The following is a 21,274-nucleotide window of genomic DNA, read 5'->3' as shown; positions in this document are numbered from 1 at the left end:
CGACCCGGCTTGATCCTTCTCGTCACCAACAAGCGCGACGTCACGACGGACTTCGTCGTTCTCGAGATGCGCAGGCGCGGGCTGCCATTCATCCGCCTCAACACCGAGGACCTACCGCAACACGAACTTGTGATGGCAAATGGCGATCCTGCGGAACTGACGCTCACCGGACCGTGCGGCAGCTTTTCCCTTTCGGACGTCACCGGCGCCTATTACCGTCGGCCTGGTAGCTTCGAGGCGGAAGGCGCGGAGGCGACCGCCGCCTATGTGACCGCTGAATGGTCGGCGATCCTGCGCAGCCTCTGGAACGTGCTCGAAGGCCGCTGGCTGAACTCACCATTTTCGATCCTGCGGGCGGAGGACAAGCCGCGGCAGCTCGCCGCCGCGCGCCGCATGGGGCTGGCGATCCCCGATACGCTCGTTACCAACTCCTTCGACGCGGCGCAGGCCTTCCTCGCCGAAGGTTCCATGGTGGCGAAGCCGTTGCGCCACGCCCTGATCGACGACGGCGAGGTCGGCAGCGTCATCTTCACCAGTCGGGTTGCCGAGCTTGAGGCTGGCGACACGGAGGCCGTTCGACAAGCGCCGCTGATACTGCAGCGGGAGATCCTCAAAAGGTCAGACGTCCGGGTGGTCGTGATCGACGGCGCGATCTTCGCGACGAGGATCCTGTCGCAGGCGCACGACGAGACCCAGGTCGACTGGCGCAAGGGCGTTCGTCTCGATCTCGCGCACGAGGCGATGGAGCTGCCTGTGGATCTGGCCTTGGCCTGCATCGCGGTGACCCGGGACCTCGGCCTGCGATTTGCTGCGATCGATCTTGTGGAGGACGAAGACGGCCGCTTCTGGTTCCTTGAGGCCAATCCGAATGGGCAGTGGGCCTGGATCGAGCAGCGGACGGGAGCGCCGGTAACCGCCGCCATCGTCGATGCTCTCGCTGGCGACCGCGGCGAATGAATGGCTGGCGCGCCCTCGACCTAATCTTCCCATACATCGAAAAGCTCACGCCCGCTGAGCAGGCGGTCGAGGACCAGCGCCTTCAGAGAGACATCGCCGCCATTGAGGCTGCCGACTACACCTTGAACGACGAACGGGCGCTAGACGAGGCCCAGAAGGTCTCGGCCACCGAGATTGAGCGTGTTCGGACCGCTGAAAGCAAGGCCACGACCTACCTTGCCGTCCTGGCCGCACTCGTCCCCGTCATCATCACGCTCCAGGCAGCCAACTGGGAGAAGAAAGCCGGGCCGGCGCCCGATGCCGCGCGGCTGTTCGTGCTGGCGGTGGCGACGATCTACATTGCGGCGGCCGGTTATCACGCCTTCAAGACGCTTCAAGTGGCTGGCTTTCAACGCGTGGGGGAGGCGGAAATTGCGGCGGCGTGGCAGACGCAGAAGCCGCTGCGCAAACTTACGCGCGGCACGCTCCTGGCAACCAGGCGGTCGAGAGACGCAGTCAATGCGAAGATTACCCGCATCCGTGTGACGCACGAGCACCTGCTGCGGGCGTTCGGTACATTCGTCCTGCTTTTACTCCTTGATCCGCTATTTTACGCGATGGGCTTCCGTAATGCGACGCAAGAGCCGCCGCCGGCGAAGGCGGTCGTCGTAGAGCGCGATCGGCCAGCGTTTCCGCCGCGTAAAAATCTACCGGATTCCGGTGGCAACCCATCACCGGTCAAGCCGTCCCATGTCGCACCGCCCATTAGTCAGCAGCCGGTAGTGACCAAGCTTAGCCCAGGGCCCGCGCGCCAGCTCGATTGCCCCGAGCACGCCAAGGAATGCGTGAGGCCACACTAGGCCTGGTCGATGGCTTCCTGCAGCTGACGTAACGCTCGCCATCTTGGGTCAACGTTGCCGCAGGTGCCTTTTCGTGCAGCAATTTCGCACGATCCATGTGACAGTCATTCGAGCCGCTTGGTAAGGCGACCGACCGCCCCAGCCTCCGCGGCGAGATTGCGATTGTATGCAAGCGGCATGCGCGGACTTTTCCAGCGCAACGCATCCATGATGCCGGCAAGGTCCTCGCCGCTTACAAACAGGTCCTGGTTCAATCCCACCCGCGTCGAATGCGCGCTGATTCCCTTGAGCAGCCGCACCAGATCATCGGCGGTCAAGTCGCCGAGCGCCCCGCGATCGAACGCCCGCTGGATGATTGTCCGCCAGATCGGACCGATCGAGCCGGGATGGAGTGCCCCCTCGCCCACATCGTATTCTACCCGCGCGGGAACCGCGGGTCGGCCCATGAGCTTGCGAAGATCCCAGGCCTCGCGCCCCGAAATCGTCTCGATCCGGCGCGGTTTCACAGCGGCGCGAGCCTTGTAGCGCCGCACCTGCACCCTCCGGAACAGCGGACCTACCACGATCCCCGCAGCCTTCTGCCAAGCAGCAATGGCGCGCACCGAGCGAGGTGACAAAAACGCGGTTGCCCCCTCCCCGTCCTGATCGCCCTTACTTCGTGGGATCGCGAGCAGCCGCGCCTCGGGATCGATGGCATCAAGGATATGCTCGACCGCGATGGCCACCAGCTCGGACGCCCGGAGTCCGGTATCGTAGGCGACCGAGAGCAGAGCGCGATCGCGCAGCCCCGGCAGATCGTCAGCGCAGGCCTCGAGCAATGCGCGCACATTGAGCCCGCGCGGCGCGTCGACTGCGACATCGCGCACCGGCCCCTTGAAGCGCAGCGGCCGCGCCTGGGCCTGCGCCGTCCCCTTCTCGCGGCGGACTGCACGTAACCGCAGCTTGACCAGCTCGGCCTGGGTCGGGTCCTTGAGGTCGAGCAACTGGTGGATTTTGGCGATCGATGCCCTGTAGCGGCCGAGCGAGGCGGGCTTCGCTCCCTGCCCCGCCCGCGCGTCGAGATAGTCGGCGACGACCTCGGGGGTTGCGGGGAGCGCGATCCGGTTGGTACGCCGGCACCAGAGATCGAACGCCTCGAGGTCCGACTTCAGCGCGCGGATTGAGTGCGGCGAGCTGGCGGCCTGGAAGGCCGCGATGAGCTCCTCGTTGACGGTGATGCGTTTCCCTGCCCGCATCTGGGTCACGGTCCAGGCGATCTCCGGCATAGTTGCAGCCGGCAGTGCGACGATCGCACTGCCGGGTCCGGCCATACCGCCGTTTTTGTGGCTTTCGCGCCCGCCTACCCCGCTCGCGTCCATGGCCCGCCTGTAGCGCACCTATAGACAATCGTCAAATCTGCTTCTGTGATAACTGCAATTATCACATGTTCCGTTACCAACCATCCGAGCAGTTGTGCAGTGTTCTAGCATTCACTACACACTCGACATGGAGTGCATTCATCCCCTCGCCGCCGATGCGGATGTTTCGCCCGAGGAGCTTGCCGTGGCACAGGCCGCATGCGCGCTGGCGCTCGGCCGGCTCGACGGGCTCCTCGCCGGCCTCACCGATATCGAAAAACGGCTGTTCTGCGTAGGACTGCTGCGCGAGGTGCTGCTCGCGGCCCTGGCACAAGCGGGGTTCACCGACGCGACCTTGCGTTTCCACGCATGGTTCGCCGGGCTCGACCGCGGCCCCCAAGAGACGCCCCTCACTTGCTGCTCCGCCTATGCCGTGGTCCGCGCCCTGCTGGGCGAACTCAGCCATCATCCGTGGGAACCGCTCGCCGACGCCGCGCAGACCATCGCTCTGGCCGCTCGCTTCGGGGCCGACCGTCCAGCCCATGCCGAAGACGCGCTGGGGGACGAGGCGCTGGCAAAGGCCGCCGACCTGACCAAACAGGCCAGCATGAACGACGATTCCGCCCTGCCCTTCGCTGGTCTGGCCCGTCTCAACGCCCTGCTGCGTGCCGATCCCCTGTTCGCGCCGGTGGAGCGCGCGGTGCGGCGCTTTTCGCTCGGCGGGCGCGAGGTCGCGGTCGAGCAGGCAGCCCCACGTACCCCGCTCTGGGCCGTCGATGCGGCGCTGGGGCGCGTGTTGAGCGCGAGCGGGACGTGGGTCCACGCCCTCCCCTGCCCCGGCGCCGTGACGGCTGAGGCGCTTCAGCCGCAGCTGTGGCCCGGCGAACGCGCACTGCTGGCCGTCCGCAGCCTACATCTTAGCATTACGCGGATTTGTGCGCTGGTCGACCAGGCGCGGAGGCGCGCGGCGATTGTGGGCGGGCAGCTGGGGCACCTGCGCTCGAGCGCCCGAGCACCGCAGGTGTGGAAATTCCTCACTGCGTTCGCGCCGCTCGGACTCGATCAGATAAGCTCGGCGTTCGGGGTCAGTCGGCGCGGCACCTATGCGATCGGCGACGCCCTGACCGCAGCGGGCCTCGCCCGGCGCGAGAGCATCAAGGGCAAGGTGCTGCTGGTCGCCGAAGAACCACGGGCAATTTCGGGGTCAGCAGGCCTAGGCCAGGCTTCCGCCCGCCCCGACCAGGCGCTGGCCGAATTTGATGCGGCGATGGCCGATATCGACCGGCTGCTGGAGCATCGTTCGGGCTAATCCTAACGGGGAGGCCTCAAGGCATCGTCAGGATCAAGGACCGTCAGCGCGGCACCCTCCCCTTGCATATCCTTCTCATGCCAGTGCCACAGCACCAGGTTCCGCCCGCCCAGATTCTGGACCGAGGGCACCAACGCACCTTGCGCACCCGCCGCAATCAGTTCGTCCGTCAGCACCCAGCTCGGCGGTGTCTGGCGATCAAAAAACGCCATGGCTTTCCAGTTTGTTTCCAGGGCCTCCCCGACCCGCGTGTCGCAAGGCTCCGCCGTACTGTTAGTGAGATCCGCGATAGCTGCGGCGTCGAGATAATAAGGAACAAGCGTTCCGGGTTTCGGCAGTCCCTGATAATATTCCGCCACCGCGGTGACCGCATCTGCAGCCAGGTAGAGCGCCGGAACGCCCTTTCGATTCCAGCGACCGCCATATAGTCGCGCGCCCTCCCCCGACGTCGGACTAAACTGATGGCGGATCCCGATCATCCGCCAGAGCGGAAGTGACATTGGCGCAAGCACATAGGTCATGGCACCGCTCTACCGGCGGGAAAGAGACATGGGCACGGTCAATTCTGTGAACCAGGCTGAGCCATGTCAGGAATAGACACCAGCAGCCATGCGATCGAGATCCTCGATCACGATGTCGGCATGCCCATCCTCGACCAATTCCTCGGCCGTCTTGCCAAATCCAGGAAGCGGCTGATGCTTGAACCAGATTATCGCCTTGCCTTCATCCCCGGCCAGATCGGCGGCGCGCGCGATGATCCGGGCAATTTCCCCCAGCTTGGCCTGCACAGCCGGGCTGCCGGGATGTGTGGTCATGGTGTTGCGATTGAGGTGCGCAAGTCGCGATAGACGCGTCATCGGTAGGCGCAGGCGTTCCGCCATGCGGCGCGGCGCGATCATGTCCCCCTCACGAATATCGTCCAAAAATGCGGCAAGCATGAGTGCACTCCTTGCCTCTTATATGCACCCAAATCCATATCGTTTCAATGAATCAATCGGCCTGTGCAGATCACCACGCTTCCGCGGCCGAGCTCACAGTTTCAGCACGCCGAAGAAAATCAGGCCCAATGCCGATCCAGGAGCACTTTCAACGCGGCCTCAGCTTCAACTCGCGTGCCGCCAGCATGCGGGAGCAACGTCAGTTTGAGACCCTTGCGATCCACCGCCTCAACTTTCAGCAGTGGTTTTCCCCCTTCGGACATGATCGTTTCGGGCTTTCCTGACTTCTTGGGGGAACCTGACCTCTTGGGGGGATCGGCGGCCAAAGCGAGCGCCCGGATGACGTCCGGAACCGGCATCGGCACCCCGCGATTGGCCTGCGCCTCCGCGAGCCGCGTCGCCTCAGTAAATACACGCTGACGCCGATCCTCTGGTTTCAGAAGCGGTTTGATCGCCGTGACATGCTTGATCCTCAGATCCTGCGGGACGGCGAAGGCCGCCATCAGTTCTGCCGGCAGCCGAGCAAGGTCGAGATAGCGGCTAAGCCAGCTTTCCGTCACATTGATTCGCTCGGCCATGACCTTCTGGCGCCCCTCATAATAGGCGTCGAGGGCGCGCAAATAGTCGCGCGCCCGCTCCAGGTCGGTAAGATCATCGCGCGCCCGGTTCTCGAGGTCCGCAAGCCGGAACGCCTCCTCGTCCGTCAAACTACGGATATCGACGAGGAAGCGGAAATCCGGATAGTTATGGGCGCGCAGCCAGCTGATCGTCCAATGCCTGCGCGCGCCGCAAATCACCTCGAAATCGAAGGCAGGATCGTCCTTCACCCGCCGGACGATGGCGGGCATTTCCTGTTTGCCCTGCGCCTTGATGCTCTCGATGAGATCGGCGCACCGCTCCTCGTTAAGCAGCGCATATTCGCGGTTATGGCCGACCCACATCCGGCAGCGTGCCGGATCAACGAGTTCATGGGTGCGTGAGACGACACTGCCCGTCGCCAATTCGGCAAGCCGGCTTTCCCGGCCCGCCAGGACGCTCGCACCGATGCCGGAGCGTCGGGCCGCTGGAGCTTGAGCCCCCGGGTCGATTCCGGCGACCAGATCAGCCGCAAAGTTGGCGTTTTTCTTGCTCATCATACACCTCTTCTACCCGGAATTGCACCGGTGCAATTTTGCTCGCATCAGGCGAGGCCCTCCTTGCGCAAGCGCGCCAGATGGCTGGGCCACATCGACCGGATGTCGACCTCGATTTCACTGTTCACGCCGTCGAGATAGGCGAGGCAGCGGTTGCGCACCGCCGAACTGGTGACCGGGCCATCCAGCTCATAAACGGTCATCAGCCGCGCCGTCGCATTGTCGATTTCCGCCGAATCCTTGAGGGGCGTGCGCACGATCGCGTGGCCAAAAAGGGTCCGCATCAGGTTGAGCAGTTCCTTCTGCATCGACTTGTTCTCGTCGACCTTGGAGGCGACGAAGCGCAGAAACTGGAGTGTCGGGGCCATGCCGCGATCCGCCAGGGTCTCGATGGTTTCGTCGAGCATAGCGAGGAAAGCCGCGGTCGATGAAAAGTCCATCACCGTCGGCGGCACCGGCACGACGAGCGCATTGGCCGCACGCAGCACCGAAAGCGAGATCGCACCAAGCGCCGGCGGCGGATCGAGAACGACAACATCAAACCGATCGGCAATGCTCGCAATGCCTTGCGCCATGCGGTCGATCAGGTTCCCCTGCCCCCGCGCCATACGCGCCGCGATTTCATATTCCGACTGGAACAACCGGAGATTGGCCGGGACAAGCTCGAGGCCGTCAAAGTGAGTCTTGCGCAAGGCATAGTCGAGCGACGCCATGTCATCATGCCGCAGAAACGGATAGAGCGTGTCCTCCTCGGTCAGGTCGAGGTCGGGAACATAGCCAAACAGGGTCGTTGCCGATGCCTGGCTATCGCAATCTATGAGAGCTACCCGGTAGCCCTTGATCGCGAGATACTGGGCCAAGTGCACCGACAGGGTCGATTTCCCCACTCCGCCCTTGAAGTTCTGCACCGCGATAACGCAGCAGGGGTCCGTTGCAGCCCGCCAGGGCCGGGTGCCAAACAATCCCCGCATGTCGTTGAGCTGCGCCAGGGTATAGCCGACACGCCGGTTATTTTCGGTGCGCGGCGGCGGCGGCAAGCGGCCGTCCTTCTCTGCTTCGCGAATGGCCGCCGCGGTTCGGCCCACCAGTTCTGCAGCTTTGCCGATTGGAAAGGTCGGCTCACGCCGCTCGTCCGCCCGAGCACTCCGCGCAGAGTCGCGAAGCCGCTCGAGGACAGAGCTGGTCCGTTGTGCGAGCGTTGAGACGGACAGCAGATCCTGCGTGCCCTCGATGTTGAGTGATGCAGCCAACAGAGGCCCCCTTGCGAAACTAGAGGGGGCATAGCTCAATTTGCACTTTTAGGTCAATCATAGGCTGATTTTCGCAAGTCATTCTGAGCCGTCGGGCTGATTTGACCGCAATTGGCGCTTCCGGCCCTTGCGCGCAACTGTAACCTGACCTCTTGGGGGCGTTTACCGCGAAATTGCACCGGTGCAATTTCGGCTCAAGGGCGCCCGCGTCGTGCCAGGAAACTCTCGCAAAAGCCGGTCCATGAGGCGATCAACTTGGCACCTTTCAGCTTCGCCAGCCTTTCCCCCATCTGTTCCCGATAGGCATCGGCAATGAGGTCAATATCCCAACCGCCGCCGACGGACCGCGCGATCCCCGCCAGCATGTCCGAGCCAAAGCGGATCGTGCCGTTCGGAAAGGTCAACTCCCCTGCCCCGGCCTTATCCTTCGACACCAAGGCGGCCGCTTGTGTAACGGCCTCAATGGTCTCGACCTCGTCTTCGCGCCTCGCCTTCCTCCCTGCCGAATGTCGCGCGATCTCATCGACGGTTGCTATCTGCGCAGGCGCATCCTTGGGCTCAAAGCGGAATTCAATCTCGGTGACGGTTCGGCCCTGGCGGTTCTCCCGCCACTCCACGCAAAAATGAGCGAGCTGGTCGATTTCAGCCTTGGCCTTTTCGAGAACCTTGCGCCGCAGCTGCGCGAAGTCCTTGTAGACGTCCGGTGCGATGCCGAGCAGCGCGCGCAACGCGGTCATGTCGCCCTTCCAGCTCGACTGGCGCCGATGCAGCCTTAGTGCGCCGATCTCGTAGAGCTTGAGCGCATAGGTCGAACGAAAGCCCAACACCGCCTGGCGGTTGAGAACCGCATAGGTCTCCGATTCCTGGATCAGTTTTCGGGCCTCGGGCGTGAACTCCCACTCTATCCACCCCGCGTCCGCGCCCTCCTCGTCTTCCGCTTCTTCGCGCGACGACGAGATAAGCGAAAAACGCAGCGTCGCCTTCTTGCCGCGCCAGGACTTGTCGTCGACCGCGAAAAGCGTGCGGTGCAATTCCTCGAGCATATCCGAGATACGCTCATTGCCCTTGTGGCCGCGGCGAATGTCCGCCTTTCGCATCTTGTGCGGGCGGTCCTCCCAGGCATCACCGCCCGCAGTCAAAATCATCAGCGCAAGCAAACGCGAAGCGGTCAGGCTAAGCGACTGGCCTTTGACGAACTTGACCTCGACGATGCTGCCGGGCTTGGCGAACTCGTCACCGCCCTTTGCCTGCAGGGCGGCAGCCACCCGCATCGCCCGCCCCGGAGAAGCATCATCACCGGCGGGGGAGGGCGTTACAGCGTGGTCTAGGGCTTGCTCGTCATCCATGCCATGAAGTCTGCACCGATTCGTCCGGCGTGGGAAGAAATCTGCCTGACCTGTCCTCTTGCGTCAAGTCAGGGCAGGATAAACGGCGGTTTCGGCCCCCAAGAGGTCAGGATAGAATTTAGCCCCGTAACGGTAAAACATGAGGAAGTGCGCCGAGTCGCGTTTCAAGGCGCCCTTACGCATGCAAACGGCCGCACGTAGGCCAAAGAAAGTCCCTGACGAGCGGCGTGGCGGACGAATCGCTCCCAAGTAAGGCTGGCCCCCATGCGGTCAGGAAGGCCCCAACCGGTCAGGTTGCATCCCCCGGCCGGTCAGGGAAACGCCCCCGGAAGGACAGGCAAAATCCCCCGTCCGGTCAGGATAAGCTTGCTCAAACCCGCAGAAATGCTGCGATTTCGGCCTCCTGAATCTGAATCCTTTTGAATCGGAAAAGCTTCCGCTGCGAGCAGCGGCGTTTTGATTCTTTTTTTTGAGAAAGAGATCCGCGTCGCGCCTGATGCAATCGTTCAATCCCCCCGTCTGGAGGGATACGCGAAGTCGACCGCCCACGATAGGCTGCCAGCCAAATGACGTTGCGCATGGAGAGTGCATGATCAACTTCGCCAAGTTCGAGATCATCGGCCGGATCGGAGAAATCGACGCGCGGCCGAAAGTCACCCTGCTGTCGGTCTGCGCGAATTATCGCCGCAAGGGTGACGATAACGAATGGCAGGAAGACAGTCACTGGAACCGCGTGAGCGTCTTCAGCGAGGGCCAGCGGAAACATATTGCCGACCGAGCCCAAGTCGGGGATCTCGTGCGCATAGCCGGGCGGCTCAAGGACAGTTCCTATGAGCGCGACGGCGCGACGCACTACACAACCGATCGCATCGTCGAGGAATTCGGGATCCTGGCACCCAAAGGCATGCCGGGCTGAAAATACCGGGGAGGGGAGGGCGCAATCAGCAGCGGCGCTCCGCCACTTTGCGAGGATTAGTCAATGCCCATAGCTGCTCCCCATCGCGCCAAAGCCATTGTCGAAGCCCTGGGTGGGATCTGGCGCGGTACGCGCGGCGAATGCCGTTGCCCGGCACATGACGATCATGGTCCCAGCCTGTCGGTACGCCTGGGCGAGCGGGCGATCCTGTTCCACTGCTTTGCCGGCTGCGACACGCGCGATGTTCTAGCTGCTTTGCGCCGGCGCAAACTTCACGATGCGGAGCCGCTCACCATGCCGCGCCCGAAGGCGGCCGCGGACCATCGCGCACTTGCACTTCGCCTATGGAAGGCGAGCCAGCCCATCGCCGACTCTCCAGCGGCCGATTATCTGGCGGCGCGCGGTCTGCCGCCTCCCTATCCGCGTTGCCTGCGCTACAATCCGCGCACCATCGTCGGTGCCGGTGAGCGTCGCCGGTTCTTTCCGGCGATGATCGCCGCGGTCGAGAATGATCTGGGGGTTGTCGCCGTCCAGCGGACCTGCCTCGATCTCGCCGACATCCTGCACAAACCCTTGCCAAAACCGAAGATTGCCCTTGGCCTTCTCGGCGACGCGGCCATGCGTCTGGCGCCGGCCGACGAGGAGCTTGGCCTTGCCGAAGGCATCGAGGACGCCCTTTCAGCAATGGCCTGGTTCGGAACGCCGACCTGGGCGCTGGGCGGGGTCGAACGCCTTGGGCTCGTCGCCATCCCCGAACGGGTCAAGCGTATCATCGTCTATGGCGATCGCGGTGCCGCCGCTGCCGCCATGCTCAAAAAAGCCCGCCCGCATCTCACAGCCAATGGACGCGAACTGGTGCTTCAGCTGCCGGAACGGCATGCGGACTGGAATGATGCTTGGCGTGTCCGCCAGGCCGCCGAGGCGGCCTGAGAGGGGAGGGGGCCTTCAGACTGATGACCTGGCGCTGATGCCAGGTGTCAGACCTGGAGATGCCCCATGGCCACACAACCCCTCGCGCTCACGCTGCTGCTCGATGATCCCGCCCGTATCGCTGCTCAAGGCATAGCCGACCGGCTGTCCGAAGGCCGTCCGGTTGCACGTAACGACCTCCTTGCCGAAATGGCCTCGGCCTTCGGTGGATCGAGCGCCGATGGCTTATGGTCATTGCGCGACGCTTACGATGTGCTCGAACTCGCGCAGGTCCTCCATCTGAAGAACGCGACGCTCCCGGCAGATGCGAATGCGCGGCTCGCCCAGCTGATCGCCATGACGGCGGCGCTTCCCACGCAAAGCGTGCGTAGCGAAACGCAGATCGCGTTCCAGCAGTTCTCGACACCGGCGCCGATCGGTTTCCTTGCCGCCAAGGCCGCCGCGATCACGGCACACGATATCGTGCTCGAGCCCTCGGCCGGGACGGGCCTCCTTGCCGTAGACGCCCATCTCGCCGGCGCGCGCCTCCTTCTCAATGAGATCAATGCTTGGCGCGCGCGTTTGCTGCGTCACGCCTTTCCCGAAGGCAGGCTGAGCACGCATGATGGCGAACTGATCGACGATATGCTCGATCCACAACTGGTGCCGAGCGTCGTGCTCATCAATCCGCCCTTCTCGCGAAGCCAGGGGCGGGCGCGCGATCGCCATGCCGCGCTTCGCCACTTGCGCTCCGCGCTGTTGCGGCTTGCTCCAGGCGGGCGCTGCGCCGTTATTCTCCCCGACCGCATCGAGACTGGGGACGAGGATTGGCTGCACGCCACCGCGGGCGCGCATGCCCGGCTGCATCTCGACCTGCCGCCCAATGCCTATGCCAAGCACGGCACCGGCCAGGCAGTCCAGCTCATACTCCTCGAAAAGGGCGGGGCAGGGGGCTCGGTCCCGCGCCAGACCTGCACGACGCTCGGCGCTGCGCTTGCGGTCATCGATGCGATGGCGACCCCATGCGCGCCGCAGCCGCAGCCGATCTCCCGCCCCAGCGGATTGTTCCGGGGCCTCACGCGGCGGACCCGCCCCGTAAGCTCGCGTGTGACCCTGCCCACGACCCGCGCGGTCGCTTATCACCGTCTCGACGCGCCGGCGCCCGCGGGCGAACCGCAAGGGATTTACCTGCCCTATCGGCCGAGCCGTCTGCTGATTGCCGATGCCCGCGAGCACCCAAGCGCGCTGGTCGAATCGCAGGCAATGGGATCGATTGCCGCACCTCCGGTCGCTTATGAACCCGTGCTGCCGGCCAGGATCCTGGACGACGGCCTGCTCTCGGACGCGCAGCTCGAAACGCTGATCTACGCTGGCGCGGCGTTCGAGCGCGATCTTCCCGGCCGGTTCATATCTAGCGAGGAGGGTCTTTCGCTGTCGCCGGCAGAGGCCGGTAACGCCTATCGGACCGGCTTTTTCCTTGGCGATGGCACGGGCGCCGGCAAGGGGCGGCAGGTGGCGGGCGTCATCCTCGACCAGTGGTTGCGCGGCAACCGCCGCCACCTTTGGATATCCAAGAGCGAGACGCTGATCGAAGACGCTCGCCGCGACTGGTCGGCGCTTGGCGGCTTGCCGCTCGACATCCAGCATCTCAACCAGTGGAAGCTCGGCACCCCGATCCAGTTGGGCGATGGGATCCTTTTCCTGACCTATGCCACCCTGCGCTCCAACCGCGGCGACAAAGGCACGCGGCTGCGCCAGCTGATCGAATGGATGGGCGAGGATTTCAGCGGCGTCATCGTCTTCGACGAGGCGCATGAAATGGCCGGGGTGGCCGGCGGCGAGGGCCGGTTCGGCGCCACGAAAGGGTCCGAGCAGGGCATCGCCGGCGTCCGCCTGCAAAATCTCGCTCCGCGCGCCCGGATTCTCTACGCCTCGGCGACGGGCGCCTCGGACGTCAACAACCTCGCTTATGCGACACGCCTCGGATTGTGGGGACCGCAGACGGCCTTCGCCGACCGGCGGGCCTTCGTGGAATCGCTTCGCCGCGGCGGCATCGCTGCGATGGAGTTGATCGCCCGCGACCTCAAGGCGCAGGGCCTCTATGCCGCGCGGGCGCTCAGCTTTGCCGGCGTCGAATATGACATCCTCGAGCATCGGCTCAGCGAAGAACAGATCGACGTCTACAATGCCTATGCCGATGCCTGGGCGATCATTCACAACAATCTGCAGGCCGCGCTCGCCGCCACGCGCGTCACCGACGGCTTCAGCGGTGCCACCTATAATAGCGGCGCGAAGGCCGCGGCATTGTCGATCTTCGAATCGACCAAGCAACGCTTCTTCGGCCAGATCCTGCTGTCGATGAAGCTGCCGTCGCTGATCCCGGCAATCGCCGCCGATCTCGCGCGCGGCGACTGCGCCGTCGTCCAGCTCGTGTCGACCTCGGAAGCGATGCTCGATCGTGCCCTTGCCGACCTGTCCCCCGAGGAGCGGGCCTGGCTCGATATCGAGCTGTCCCCGCGCGAATTCCTGGTCGACTATCTGACGGCCGCCTTTCCGGTGCGCCAGATGCGCACCTATACCGACGATAGCGGCACGGTGCGCTCGGAACCGATGATCGACGAAGCCGGGCAGCCGGTGCTGTGCCGGGAAACGATCGCCATGCGCGACCAGCTCCTCGAGCAACTTTGTGCGCTGCCGGTGGTCGGCTCGGCGCTCGATCACATCATCGGGCATTTCGGGACGGAGGCAGTGGCCGAGGTGACGGGTCGCAGCCGGCGGATCATCGTCGATGCCGACGGCCGTCAGCGGATCGAACGGCGCAGCGCGCGCACGAACCTCGCGGAGACCGACATCTTCATGCGCGGCGAAAAGCGCATCCTGATCTTCTCCGACGCCGGCGGCACGGGGCGGAGCTACCACGCCAGCCTCGACGCGCCCAATCAGAGCCGCCGCATCCACTATCTGCTCGAGCCCGGTTGGCGCGCGGACGCGGCGATCCAGGGGCTGGGCCGCACGCACCGCACCCACCAAGCCTGCCCACCCCTGTTTCGGCCCGTTTCCACCGATTGCCGCGGCGAACGGCGGTTCATCTCGACCATCGCCCGGCGCCTCGACAGTCTGGGCGCGCTGACCCGCGGCCAACGCCAGACCGGCGGGCAGGGACTTTTCGACCCCCGCGACAATCTGGAGTCCGACTTCGCGCGGGAATCGCTCGACCAGTGGTTTCGCCTACTGTTCCAGGGAAAGCTCCAATCGGTGCGCTTTGATCAATTCCAGTCGCTCACCGGTTTGAACCTGGCCGGGGAGGGTGGGGGGCTCACTGAGACCTTGCCCACGATCCAGCGGTGGTTGAACCGCATCCTAGCGCTGCGCATCGACCTGCAGAACGCGATCTTCGACGAATATCTGGGCTTGATCGAAGCACGGGTGGAAAAGGCCCGCGAGGCTGGCACCCTCGATCTTGGCGTCGAAACGATCGCGGCCGACCGAATTTCGATCCTCGACCGCACGGTGATCCGGCGCGATCCCGTGAGCGGGGCCGAAACCGAGATCCTGCGTATCGAAACCGAGGAACGATATCGGCCGCTGACCCTGGAACGAGCGCATTGGCTTCTGGCCGACCCGGAAGCGCGCGGGTTGATCAACCCGCGTTCCGGCAAGGCAGCGATTTGCCGGCCGACCTTCTCGCTGACGGACGAAGAGGGGCGGACCGTGCGCCGCTACGAACTGGTGCGGCCGACGCGCACCGAACGGCACCGGCAGGACCTCTTCGCCGAAACCCATTGGACCGACGTGGACCGCGCGAGTTTCGACGAAGCCTGGCAGGCCGAATGCGACGCGATGGCGGCGCAGACCCGCACGCAGATCATCTATCTGGTCACCGGCCTGCTGCTCCCGGTGTGGGGCAAGCTGCCCGACGATCATGTCCAGGTCTGGCGGCTGACGAGCGATGACGGCCAGTCGCTTCTCGGGCGTCTTATTCCGGCGCCGCTTGTGGAACGCATCGCGGGCGCGTTCGGCATCGCGGCCCATGTCGAGATCGACCTCGGCGCGCGGGTCGAGCACGTCCGCACCTCGGGCGAGATCATGCCGATCGGAGCGCTGCGGCTGAAGCGCGCCTTGGTCGCCGGCGATCAACGCCTCGAATTGCTCGACTGGAAGCCCGAGGCGCTGCCGCATCTCAAGGCGGCGGGCTGCTTCACTGAGATCATCCAGCACCGCACGCGGCTGTTCGTTCCCCCGAGCCGCGCCCTCGAGATCCTCGCCAGGATCACGGACTGACCCGCGGCCGCGCCAAGCGACCGAAGAGAGGGGAGGGGGCCTTCGGCCGGGTGGGCCTGAGTGGCTCAAGCCGGCCGACGAGGTCGGCGCAACCCTCGAAGGAGACAACCGATGATCCAGTCCGTGAAGGTCAAGAACCTCTCGCTCTCGAAGGACAATGTCCGCAAATCCAATCGCGATGCCGACCTCGACAGCCTGGCCGACAATATAGCCGCGCATGGCCTGTTGCAGAATCTCGTGGTCACGCCGCTCAAGAAGGCAGGACATTTCACCGTCAAGGCGGGTGGCCGCCGTTTGCGGGCGCTCCAGCGCCTGATCGATTCAGGTCGGCTTGCCGGGGACCATGAGGTTCAGGTGCTGGTGCTCGAGGATGATGCCGGATCGGCCGAAGCGAGCCTTGCCGAGAATTTCCACCGCGTCGCGATGAACCCGGCAGATGAATGCTCGGCCTTCAAGCACTTCCTCGACCGGGGCGCGAGCGCCGAGGATGTGGCGAAACGCTTCGGGGTCACGACCCGCTTCGTCGAGCAGCGGGTCCGGCTTGCCGAACTGGCTCCTCTCGTCTTCGCGGCGCTGGCGGCGGGCGAGATCACGCTGGGGGTCGCCCAGGCTTATGCCGTCACGCCCGACGTCGATCGCCAGGCACGCGTGTTCGAGAGCATGAGCCGGTCCTATTATGGCGACAATCCCGACAATATCCGCCGTGCGCTCCTCAACGGGACGGCCAAGGCGACCGACGCCAAGGCGCGGTTCATTGGCCGCGACGCCTATGTCGGCGCGGGCGGCCGGATCGAGCGTGACCTGTTCGGTGAAGATGTGGACGAGAGCTGGATCGACGTGGAGCTCATCGAGCAACTGGCCGCCCAGAAGCTTGAAGCGGCAGCGGCAGCGCTAGCTGCCGAACAGAAGCTGGCGTTCGTGACGCCGGTTCTCGCGACGCATGTGCCCTATGATATGGAGTGTCAGCTCCACGAATATCATCCGCCGCTGCGCGAATTGAGCGAGGACGAGCAGGAGCGCGTCGACAGTCTCTCCGATGAGGGCGATGCGCTCATCCGAGAGCTGGAAACCGAACTTGAGGACGATACGCCCGAGGCCGAGGCGGCTTCGGCGCGGCTCGCCGACATAGAGCGGGAACTCGATACGATCGAGGCGTCGCGCACGATGGTCGACGATGCGATCAAAGACCAGCTGGGCACCTTCATCTATTTGGCGCCCGATGGCAGTCCGCGGGTGCACAGCCGCATGTTTAGCGAGCGCGCCATTCGTCAGGCGGGCGCAGACGCAGAACCCGAAGCACCGTCCGGCAAGGTTGCGGTCTCCCGGCTCAGCGCGACGCTGGTTGACGAACTCGCGACCCAGCGCCGGCAGATCCTGGCGGCCCATGTCGCCTCGGATGCCGGGTTAGCGCTCGATCTCACGATATTCCTGATGGCGCACCGGACGGTGTTCGCCAGCAGCTATGTCCGGGACCACTCGACGCTGCAGGCGACCGCCGCGAGCTTCCCGATTGTCAGCTTCCGCGATGAAGGTAGCGCGGCGAGCAATGTCCTGACCGAACAGCGCCAGGCGCTCGATGTGAGCTGGGCAGGCGGGAACACGCTGTCGTCCCGCTTCGATGCCTTCCGGCAACTGGATGAACAGGCGCGCGCCGATTGGCTCGCTCATGTCATGGCGCAGACGCTGGAACCGACACTCAACGTCGACGATGGCGGGCGCCGCAACGGCTTCCACGATCATCTCGGACGGCTGCTCGACATTGATGTCGCGCAATGGTGGCGGCCTGATGCCCAGAACTTCTTTGGGCGGGTGAAGAAGGAGGTCATGCTCGAAGCGCTCGACGAGATCGGCGGGCCGGTGCTGCGCGGCCGATACAAGGACGCCAAGAAGGGTGACCTTGCCAATGCCTGCGCTGCGCTCTGTTCGGGGCAGGGCATCGTCGAGGCCGAAGTCCGGGAAAAGGCGCTCTCCTGGCTGCCCGACGAGATGCGGTTCGGCGGGATCGAAAAGCCCGAAAGCTTCCGCAGCTATTCCGCCTTCCTCAGCGATGAGGATGATTGCAACGGCGGGGGAGGGGAGATCGCTCCCGATGGCGATGCTGACGACCTCGACCAGGCGGCTTGAGGCCAGCGACTAACGGCGGGCGGCGCTTTTGCGTCGCCCGCCGTCCTTCATCGGCGGACTTGGCCGCCGCTCTTTCGCGGAGTATCCATCATGACTCAATCATCGGGCCGGCCCTCGCCGGCCGAGACCATCACGTGCGCAATCATCGACCGGCTTGAGGCCGGTGTGCGACCTTGGGTGCGGCCCTGGCGTTCGTGTGCGGCGCAGGGACGTCCGCTGCGGGCCAATGGCGAGCCTTATCGTGGCATGAATACCTTTTGGCTGTGGCTGGCCGCCGAGCAATGCGGCTATCGGTCACGCCATTGGATGACCTACCGCCAGGCGCAGATCCTTGGCGGGCAGGTCCGTGCCGGTGAGCAGGCGCAATTTGCGATCTTCTACAAGGCCTATTCGAAGAAGGTCGATTCCAGCGAACGCCCTGGCGAGCGGGTTGATGAGCATCGCCGGGTGATGCGATCCTATGCGGTCTTCAATGCAGACCAGATCGACGCGCTGCCGTCGGATTTCTATCCAGAACCGTTATCGCTCGTCCCACCGGGCGACCGGCTCGATCCACGGGCACAACGCTTCGTCGATCGTCTGCCGGCGCGGCTGCGGACCGGAGGCGATCGCGCCTATTACGACCTGCGCGCAGACCGCGTCACGATGCCGCCCGTCGAGCAGTTCGACACGCGTGCTGCATGGGCGGCCACGCTCGCGCACGAGGCCGGTCACTGGACGGGTCATCCAGACCGGCTTGCCCGATCCTTCGGCAAGCGCTTCGGTGATCAGGCATATGCATTCGAGGAGTTGGTCGCCGAACTGACGGCAGCGCTGGTTGGCGCCGATGTGGGTCTCCCAACCACCCATCTCGACGATCATGCGGCCCATATCGGTTCCTGGCTTGAGATCCTGCGCAGGGATAATCGTGCCCTGCTCACGGCGGCGGCGCGGGCAGAGGAGGCCGCGGGCTACTTGCTCCGCGTGACGGGTCTTGCCGGTGAGGATCTGGATGAGCAGGCGGCCGCTTGAGCTGGTCGATAGTGTTGCCTGTTTATGTGATCGTCGCGATGGCGGATCCAATGACCACAGCCTGCCGTCTTTCAGGGGCAGTCGGCAAACGCTAGATGTCTGCTTCCGACAGTGGCGGCCTTGGCCGGGCGGCGATACCAGTCGAAATCGGCGCCGAAGACGCGACGTGTTGATTGCCGCTGAGAAGTGACCCGGGATTTCCATCGAGAAGTGACCCGCCTGTACGGCCCGCGCCTGATGCTCCGCACTCTTGACTGCCACGTAATGCAGGTTCGGCCTCAGGGCGGCTTCGGCAATCGCAGCTGCGTCCGCCGCATCGTTCTTCTGTCGTTTGACAAACGGCTTCACGTAGATGGGCGGGATGAGACGCACCTCGTGACCCAGGCTTTGCGCGAACCGCCCCCAGAAGTGGCTCGTGGCACATGCTTCCATTGCCACAATGCAGGGCGCCTGATCGCGCAAAACCGTCTCGAGCTTCGCGCGCGAGACTACCCGGTTGAGCAGAACCGCCCCTCCCGGCGCGGTCGCACAAACCTGAAAACTACGCTTTGCGAGATCGATCGCGAGAATGTGGACGTCGGTCATCTGCTCCTCCTTCTCCAGCGCAATGTCGCGCCGGTCTGGCATCATACGATGCCGGGCGAAGGGGGCATCCACCCCATCAGTTCAGTGGGTGGGAAACAGCGCTTACACTTGACGGAACGTAAAGCGAGCTTCGCGGTTGGGACGTGGAACCTGGAATGGCGTCTGAGCCGTTCGGTTCATGGCGCCGAAATGCATCGTCGTCTCATGGCAGTTGATCCAGGCACCCGGTGATTCTCGAAACACCCGCTTACCGATCAACTACGAAGAAAGCCGTTGTAGAGCGATCAGCGTCAGCCCGCCTGCCGATCCAACAGAAGGCCGAGCCAGAGAAGGAGGTTGTCTCTGCATCGACCTTCAGCTGGCGCGGTCTGCCCAACGATCAGGGCGTTCACGATGATCGTGGCGAGCCACGGATAATGAACTCTGGCCTCAGGCGCTTCGGGAGGCAACAATCTGTCGGCCTCCCGAAACCGTTCTGAGTAGCCGAGCCCGCGACTCCTGACATCGCTGTCGGCGCATCCACAGCGAACGCCGACATCACTCCAGCTGTTTACTCGCCCCACTCAACGCGAACGAATTTCTCAATATCAGCAGCTCTGCGCTTCGCAGCTTCTTCATCCCACACTATGCCCTGCAAAAGCGCACGGCCCACTGCCGCTGTCGCCTTAACGCCTCCTTCAACATAGGTGCCAGCCTTCTCGGCAGGGGGCTTGTCGCTGAGTTTCGAATTCGTTCTCGGGGGAAGCATGGTAAGATTGCCGAGGTGATGCACCCACGGCTCCTTACTACTCCGCGGCGTTATGTGCTCAATCGATTTTGCAGGATCAGTTGCCCAGATCTTCTCCCACGCCAGAGGATCGATATGCTCGCCCTTCTCCCTGGCTAAGTGCTCCTCATAGCGGAATAGCAGGTAGCGCACTTCGGCTGACCAGCCACCATACCACTCTTCCCAGGTGCTGCCGTCTTCTTCGATCACCTCATCGATCGAATAACCATGGCCGATATCTAACAGTCGCTGTTTAATCGCAGCGGGCTCAAGGGTGGCGTTGATGATCTCATATCCAAGCTCGACATATTCCCCGACACGCTTTCTCGTGTCTGCACCGCCCAGCGTGTATATCCGGAAAGTCACGCGTTCCCAAGCTGCGAGAAGATCTCGTTCGGTTTCTTCCTCGAAGCCACGCAAGAGGATAGCGACGGCGACGAAACGGGCCTGCCGAACGCGGGCGACGGCCGAGCGGCGCTGGTCATTGTCCAATGAGACAACCTTGTTGACAACACGGCGCAGCCATCGAGCTGCGTCCATGATCGTACGAATGGCGTTGCCCGCGGCGTTGGCGATTTCGATTGATGCGTCTTCTTCGCTGAGCACCCGCCGCGGCGTCGTAGGAAGCCTCCATGTGCCAGCGAAGGCAAGCGCTTCATCCCCGAGACGTACGTCCAACCCTAACGTGCGATAGACGTCTTTCCAGATGGTATGCATCTCATGCAAGCCTTCCTGACGCACGCTATCAGGCACGTGTTCGTAGATCAGAGCCATGAGTCGGCTTTTTGTTTTGTCTAACCACTTAACGTCGAGTCCACGGCTATTGAGAACCTCGAAGACCCGGTACACTACAGCTTCATCGGCGATTTCATGGTAGATCAGAGAAAGCTTGTTCCTAATGGTCGAAAGGAGATCGACCAGCGGGCGACTTTCTGCCCAGTTCGCGACGAAAGCCTTGCACTCTGCGATAGCGTCTATGACGTTCTGATCTGATGCGGTCGGAGCTTTCGTGTCCGCAGCGCGGCCTGTCCGCACATACTGAAGAAACACGTCGCTGCTGTCGTGATTGGTCTGTAGTAGGACAACAGAATGTTCGTCATCCTTAACAAGCAATTCGCCCAAATCGCGCTTATCGCGCTCGGTATGTTCATTATCCAGGGCTTGCTCGATCGCCTTTAGAAGAATAACGATGGTGGTGATACGCTGCTGCCCGTCAACCAGATCAACGACTTTATACCGTTTAGACCCGATGTTGCAGGATTCGCGTCCAAGGCCCACCACCGTTGCCATGAAATGGTCAAAGCCGGACTGCGCGACTTCTTCAATATCATTGAATAGGTCGGCACGCTGCTTGGTTTGCCATGAATATGCGCGTTGATAATCCGGTATCCTGAACAGCCTTCCGCTGAGCAATTCATCGATTGTCACATGTTGCGGGTTAAGCTGCATTGAGCGAATACCTTCCTTGGAAATTTCTGTTTGGCGAGGGGCGTTCAAGGCGCTGCCACTAAGTTTGAAATCGCGGATTTTCAACCATTTCCCTGCCGTCCCGTCACACGGGAATGCATTGGAG

General features: G+C 63.5%; 15 protein-coding genes and 1 pseudogene. 8 read left to right on the top strand and 8 right to left on the bottom strand.

Annotation, left to right across the window (positions count from 1 at the left end):
* Nucleotides 1–9: 9 nt before the first annotated feature.
* On the top strand, nucleotides 10–957 hold the full coding sequence (locus HUK73_RS15940) for an MvdC/MvdD family ATP grasp protein (protein ID WP_176593034.1): 948 nt from the start codon (nucleotides 10–12) through the stop codon (nucleotides 955–957).
* Nucleotides 954–1,796, top strand: coding sequence for a hypothetical protein (locus HUK73_RS15935; protein ID WP_176593033.1), 843 nt, complete (start codon nucleotides 954–956; stop codon nucleotides 1,794–1,796). Before HUK73_RS15940 ends, HUK73_RS15935 begins: the two co-directional genes overlap by 4 nt.
* Nucleotides 1,797–1,900: 104 nt before the next feature.
* On the opposite strand, the gene HUK73_RS15930 is transcribed toward HUK73_RS15935, so the two are convergent.
* Nucleotides 1,901–3,106 carry a tyrosine-type recombinase/integrase gene (locus HUK73_RS15930; RefSeq protein WP_255326386.1) on the bottom strand — a complete coding sequence of 402 codons (1,206 nt, stop codon included), beginning with the start codon at nucleotides 3,104–3,106 and terminating at the stop codon, nucleotides 1,901–1,903.
* Nucleotides 3,107–3,338: 232 nt separating this feature from the next.
* On the opposite strand from HUK73_RS15930, the gene HUK73_RS15925 reads away from it, so the two are divergent.
* Nucleotides 3,339–4,442, top strand: coding sequence for a hypothetical protein (locus tag HUK73_RS15925; RefSeq protein WP_369805532.1), 1,104 nt, complete (start codon nucleotides 3,339–3,341; stop codon nucleotides 4,440–4,442).
* Nucleotides 4,443–4,444: 2 nt separating this feature from the next.
* On the opposite strand, the gene HUK73_RS15920 is transcribed toward HUK73_RS15925, so the two are convergent.
* The 5 genes from HUK73_RS15920 to HUK73_RS15900 form a co-directional block, all read right to left on the bottom strand.
* Nucleotides 4,445–4,963, bottom strand: a complete 519-nt coding sequence (locus tag HUK73_RS15920) for an RES family NAD+ phosphorylase (protein WP_176593031.1) — start codon at nucleotides 4,961–4,963, stop codon at nucleotides 4,445–4,447.
* Nucleotides 4,964–5,029: 66 nt separating this feature from the next.
* Complete coding sequence (locus HUK73_RS15915) at nucleotides 5,030–5,380, bottom strand: antitoxin Xre/MbcA/ParS toxin-binding domain-containing protein (protein WP_176593030.1); 351 nt, start codon at nucleotides 5,378–5,380, stop codon at nucleotides 5,030–5,032.
* A 119-nt stretch (nucleotides 5,381–5,499) separates the two neighbouring features.
* The gene (locus tag HUK73_RS15910; protein ID WP_176593074.1) at nucleotides 5,500–6,513 is read right to left on the bottom strand and encodes a ParB/RepB/Spo0J family partition protein; all 1,014 of its coding nucleotides are present in this window, start codon (nucleotides 6,511–6,513) and stop codon (nucleotides 5,500–5,502) included.
* 47 nt (nucleotides 6,514–6,560) lie between these two features.
* Nucleotides 6,561–7,763: an AAA family ATPase gene (locus tag HUK73_RS15905; RefSeq protein WP_176593029.1), complete on the bottom strand. Its 1,203-nt coding sequence runs from the start codon at nucleotides 7,761–7,763 to the stop codon at nucleotides 6,561–6,563.
* Between the two features lie 194 nt (nucleotides 7,764–7,957).
* Nucleotides 7,958–9,034 (bottom strand): replication initiation protein, encoded by a 1,077-nt coding sequence (locus tag HUK73_RS15900; protein WP_176593073.1) that lies wholly within the window; start codon nucleotides 9,032–9,034, stop codon nucleotides 7,958–7,960.
* A 664-nt stretch (nucleotides 9,035–9,698) separates the two neighbouring features.
* Between HUK73_RS15900 and HUK73_RS15895 the strand changes: the two genes are divergently transcribed.
* The 5 genes from HUK73_RS15895 (at nucleotide 9,699) to HUK73_RS15875 (ending at nucleotide 18,350) form a co-directional block, all read left to right on the top strand.
* Entirely contained in the window at nucleotides 9,699–10,025 is a 327-nt protein-coding gene (locus HUK73_RS15895; RefSeq protein ID WP_030092610.1) for a single-stranded DNA-binding protein, read from the top strand.
* 63 nt (nucleotides 10,026–10,088) lie between these two features.
* Nucleotides 10,089–10,955 (top strand): toprim domain-containing protein, encoded by an 867-nt coding sequence (locus tag HUK73_RS15890; RefSeq protein WP_176593028.1) that lies wholly within the window; start codon nucleotides 10,089–10,091, stop codon nucleotides 10,953–10,955.
* A gap of 66 nt (nucleotides 10,956–11,021) precedes the next feature.
* Nucleotides 11,022–15,215, top strand: a complete 4,194-nt coding sequence (locus tag HUK73_RS15885) for a strawberry notch-like NTP hydrolase domain-containing protein (RefSeq protein ID WP_176593027.1) — start codon at nucleotides 11,022–11,024, stop codon at nucleotides 15,213–15,215.
* Between the two features lie 111 nt (nucleotides 15,216–15,326).
* Nucleotides 15,327–17,339, top strand: coding sequence for a ParB/RepB/Spo0J family partition protein (locus HUK73_RS15880; protein ID WP_176593026.1), 2,013 nt, complete (start codon nucleotides 15,327–15,329; stop codon nucleotides 17,337–17,339).
* 90 nt (nucleotides 17,340–17,429) lie between these two features.
* Nucleotides 17,430–18,350, top strand: a complete 921-nt coding sequence (locus HUK73_RS15875; RefSeq protein ID WP_176593025.1) for an ArdC family protein — start codon at nucleotides 17,430–17,432, stop codon at nucleotides 18,348–18,350.
* Nucleotides 18,351–18,572: 222 nt separating this feature from the next.
* On the opposite strand, the pseudogene HUK73_RS15870 reads toward HUK73_RS15875, so the two are convergent.
* Nucleotides 18,573–18,935: pseudogene (locus tag HUK73_RS15870) on the bottom strand (transposase); the annotation flags it as partial.
* Nucleotides 18,936–19,485: 550 nt separating this feature from the next.
* Nucleotides 19,486–21,234: a DUF262 domain-containing protein gene (locus HUK73_RS15865; protein ID WP_218036619.1), complete on the bottom strand. Its 1,749-nt coding sequence runs from the start codon at nucleotides 21,232–21,234 to the stop codon at nucleotides 19,486–19,488.
* Nucleotides 21,235–21,274: the final 40 nt, after the last annotated feature.

This window comes from Sphingobium sp. EM0848 (assembly GCF_013375555.1).
GTDB lineage: Bacteria > Pseudomonadota > Alphaproteobacteria > Sphingomonadales > Sphingomonadaceae > Sphingobium.
Note: the sequence above shows the minus strand (reverse complement) of the source record. Positions and strands in the feature narration are given on the sequence as shown.

Coding starts and splice junctions, on each gene's coding strand:
- HUK73_RS15900 (WP_176593073.1), bottom strand. CDS start 9,034: ATGCGGGTGGCTGCCGCCCTGCAGGCAAAGGGCGGTGACGAGTTCGCC.
- HUK73_RS15895 (WP_030092610.1), top strand. CDS start 9,699: ATGATCAACTTCGCCAAGTTCGAGATCATCGGCCGGATCGGAGAAATC.
- HUK73_RS15930 (WP_255326386.1), bottom strand. CDS start 3,106: ATGGCCGGACCCGGCAGTGCGATCGTCGCACTGCCGGCTGCAACTATG.
- HUK73_RS15935 (WP_176593033.1), top strand. CDS start 954: ATGAATGGCTGGCGCGCCCTCGACCTAATCTTCCCATACATCGAAAAG.
- HUK73_RS15885 (WP_176593027.1), top strand. CDS start 11,022: ATGGCCACACAACCCCTCGCGCTCACGCTGCTGCTCGATGATCCCGCC.
- HUK73_RS15875 (WP_176593025.1), top strand. CDS start 17,430: ATGACTCAATCATCGGGCCGGCCCTCGCCGGCCGAGACCATCACGTGC.
- HUK73_RS15880 (WP_176593026.1), top strand. CDS start 15,327: ATGATCCAGTCCGTGAAGGTCAAGAACCTCTCGCTCTCGAAGGACAAT.
- HUK73_RS15915 (WP_176593030.1), bottom strand. CDS start 5,380: ATGCTTGCCGCATTTTTGGACGATATTCGTGAGGGGGACATGATCGCG.
- HUK73_RS15890 (WP_176593028.1), top strand. CDS start 10,089: ATGCCCATAGCTGCTCCCCATCGCGCCAAAGCCATTGTCGAAGCCCTG.
- HUK73_RS15910 (WP_176593074.1), bottom strand. CDS start 6,513: ATGAGCAAGAAAAACGCCAACTTTGCGGCTGATCTGGTCGCCGGAATC.
- HUK73_RS15920 (WP_176593031.1), bottom strand. CDS start 4,963: ATGACCTATGTGCTTGCGCCAATGTCACTTCCGCTCTGGCGGATGATC.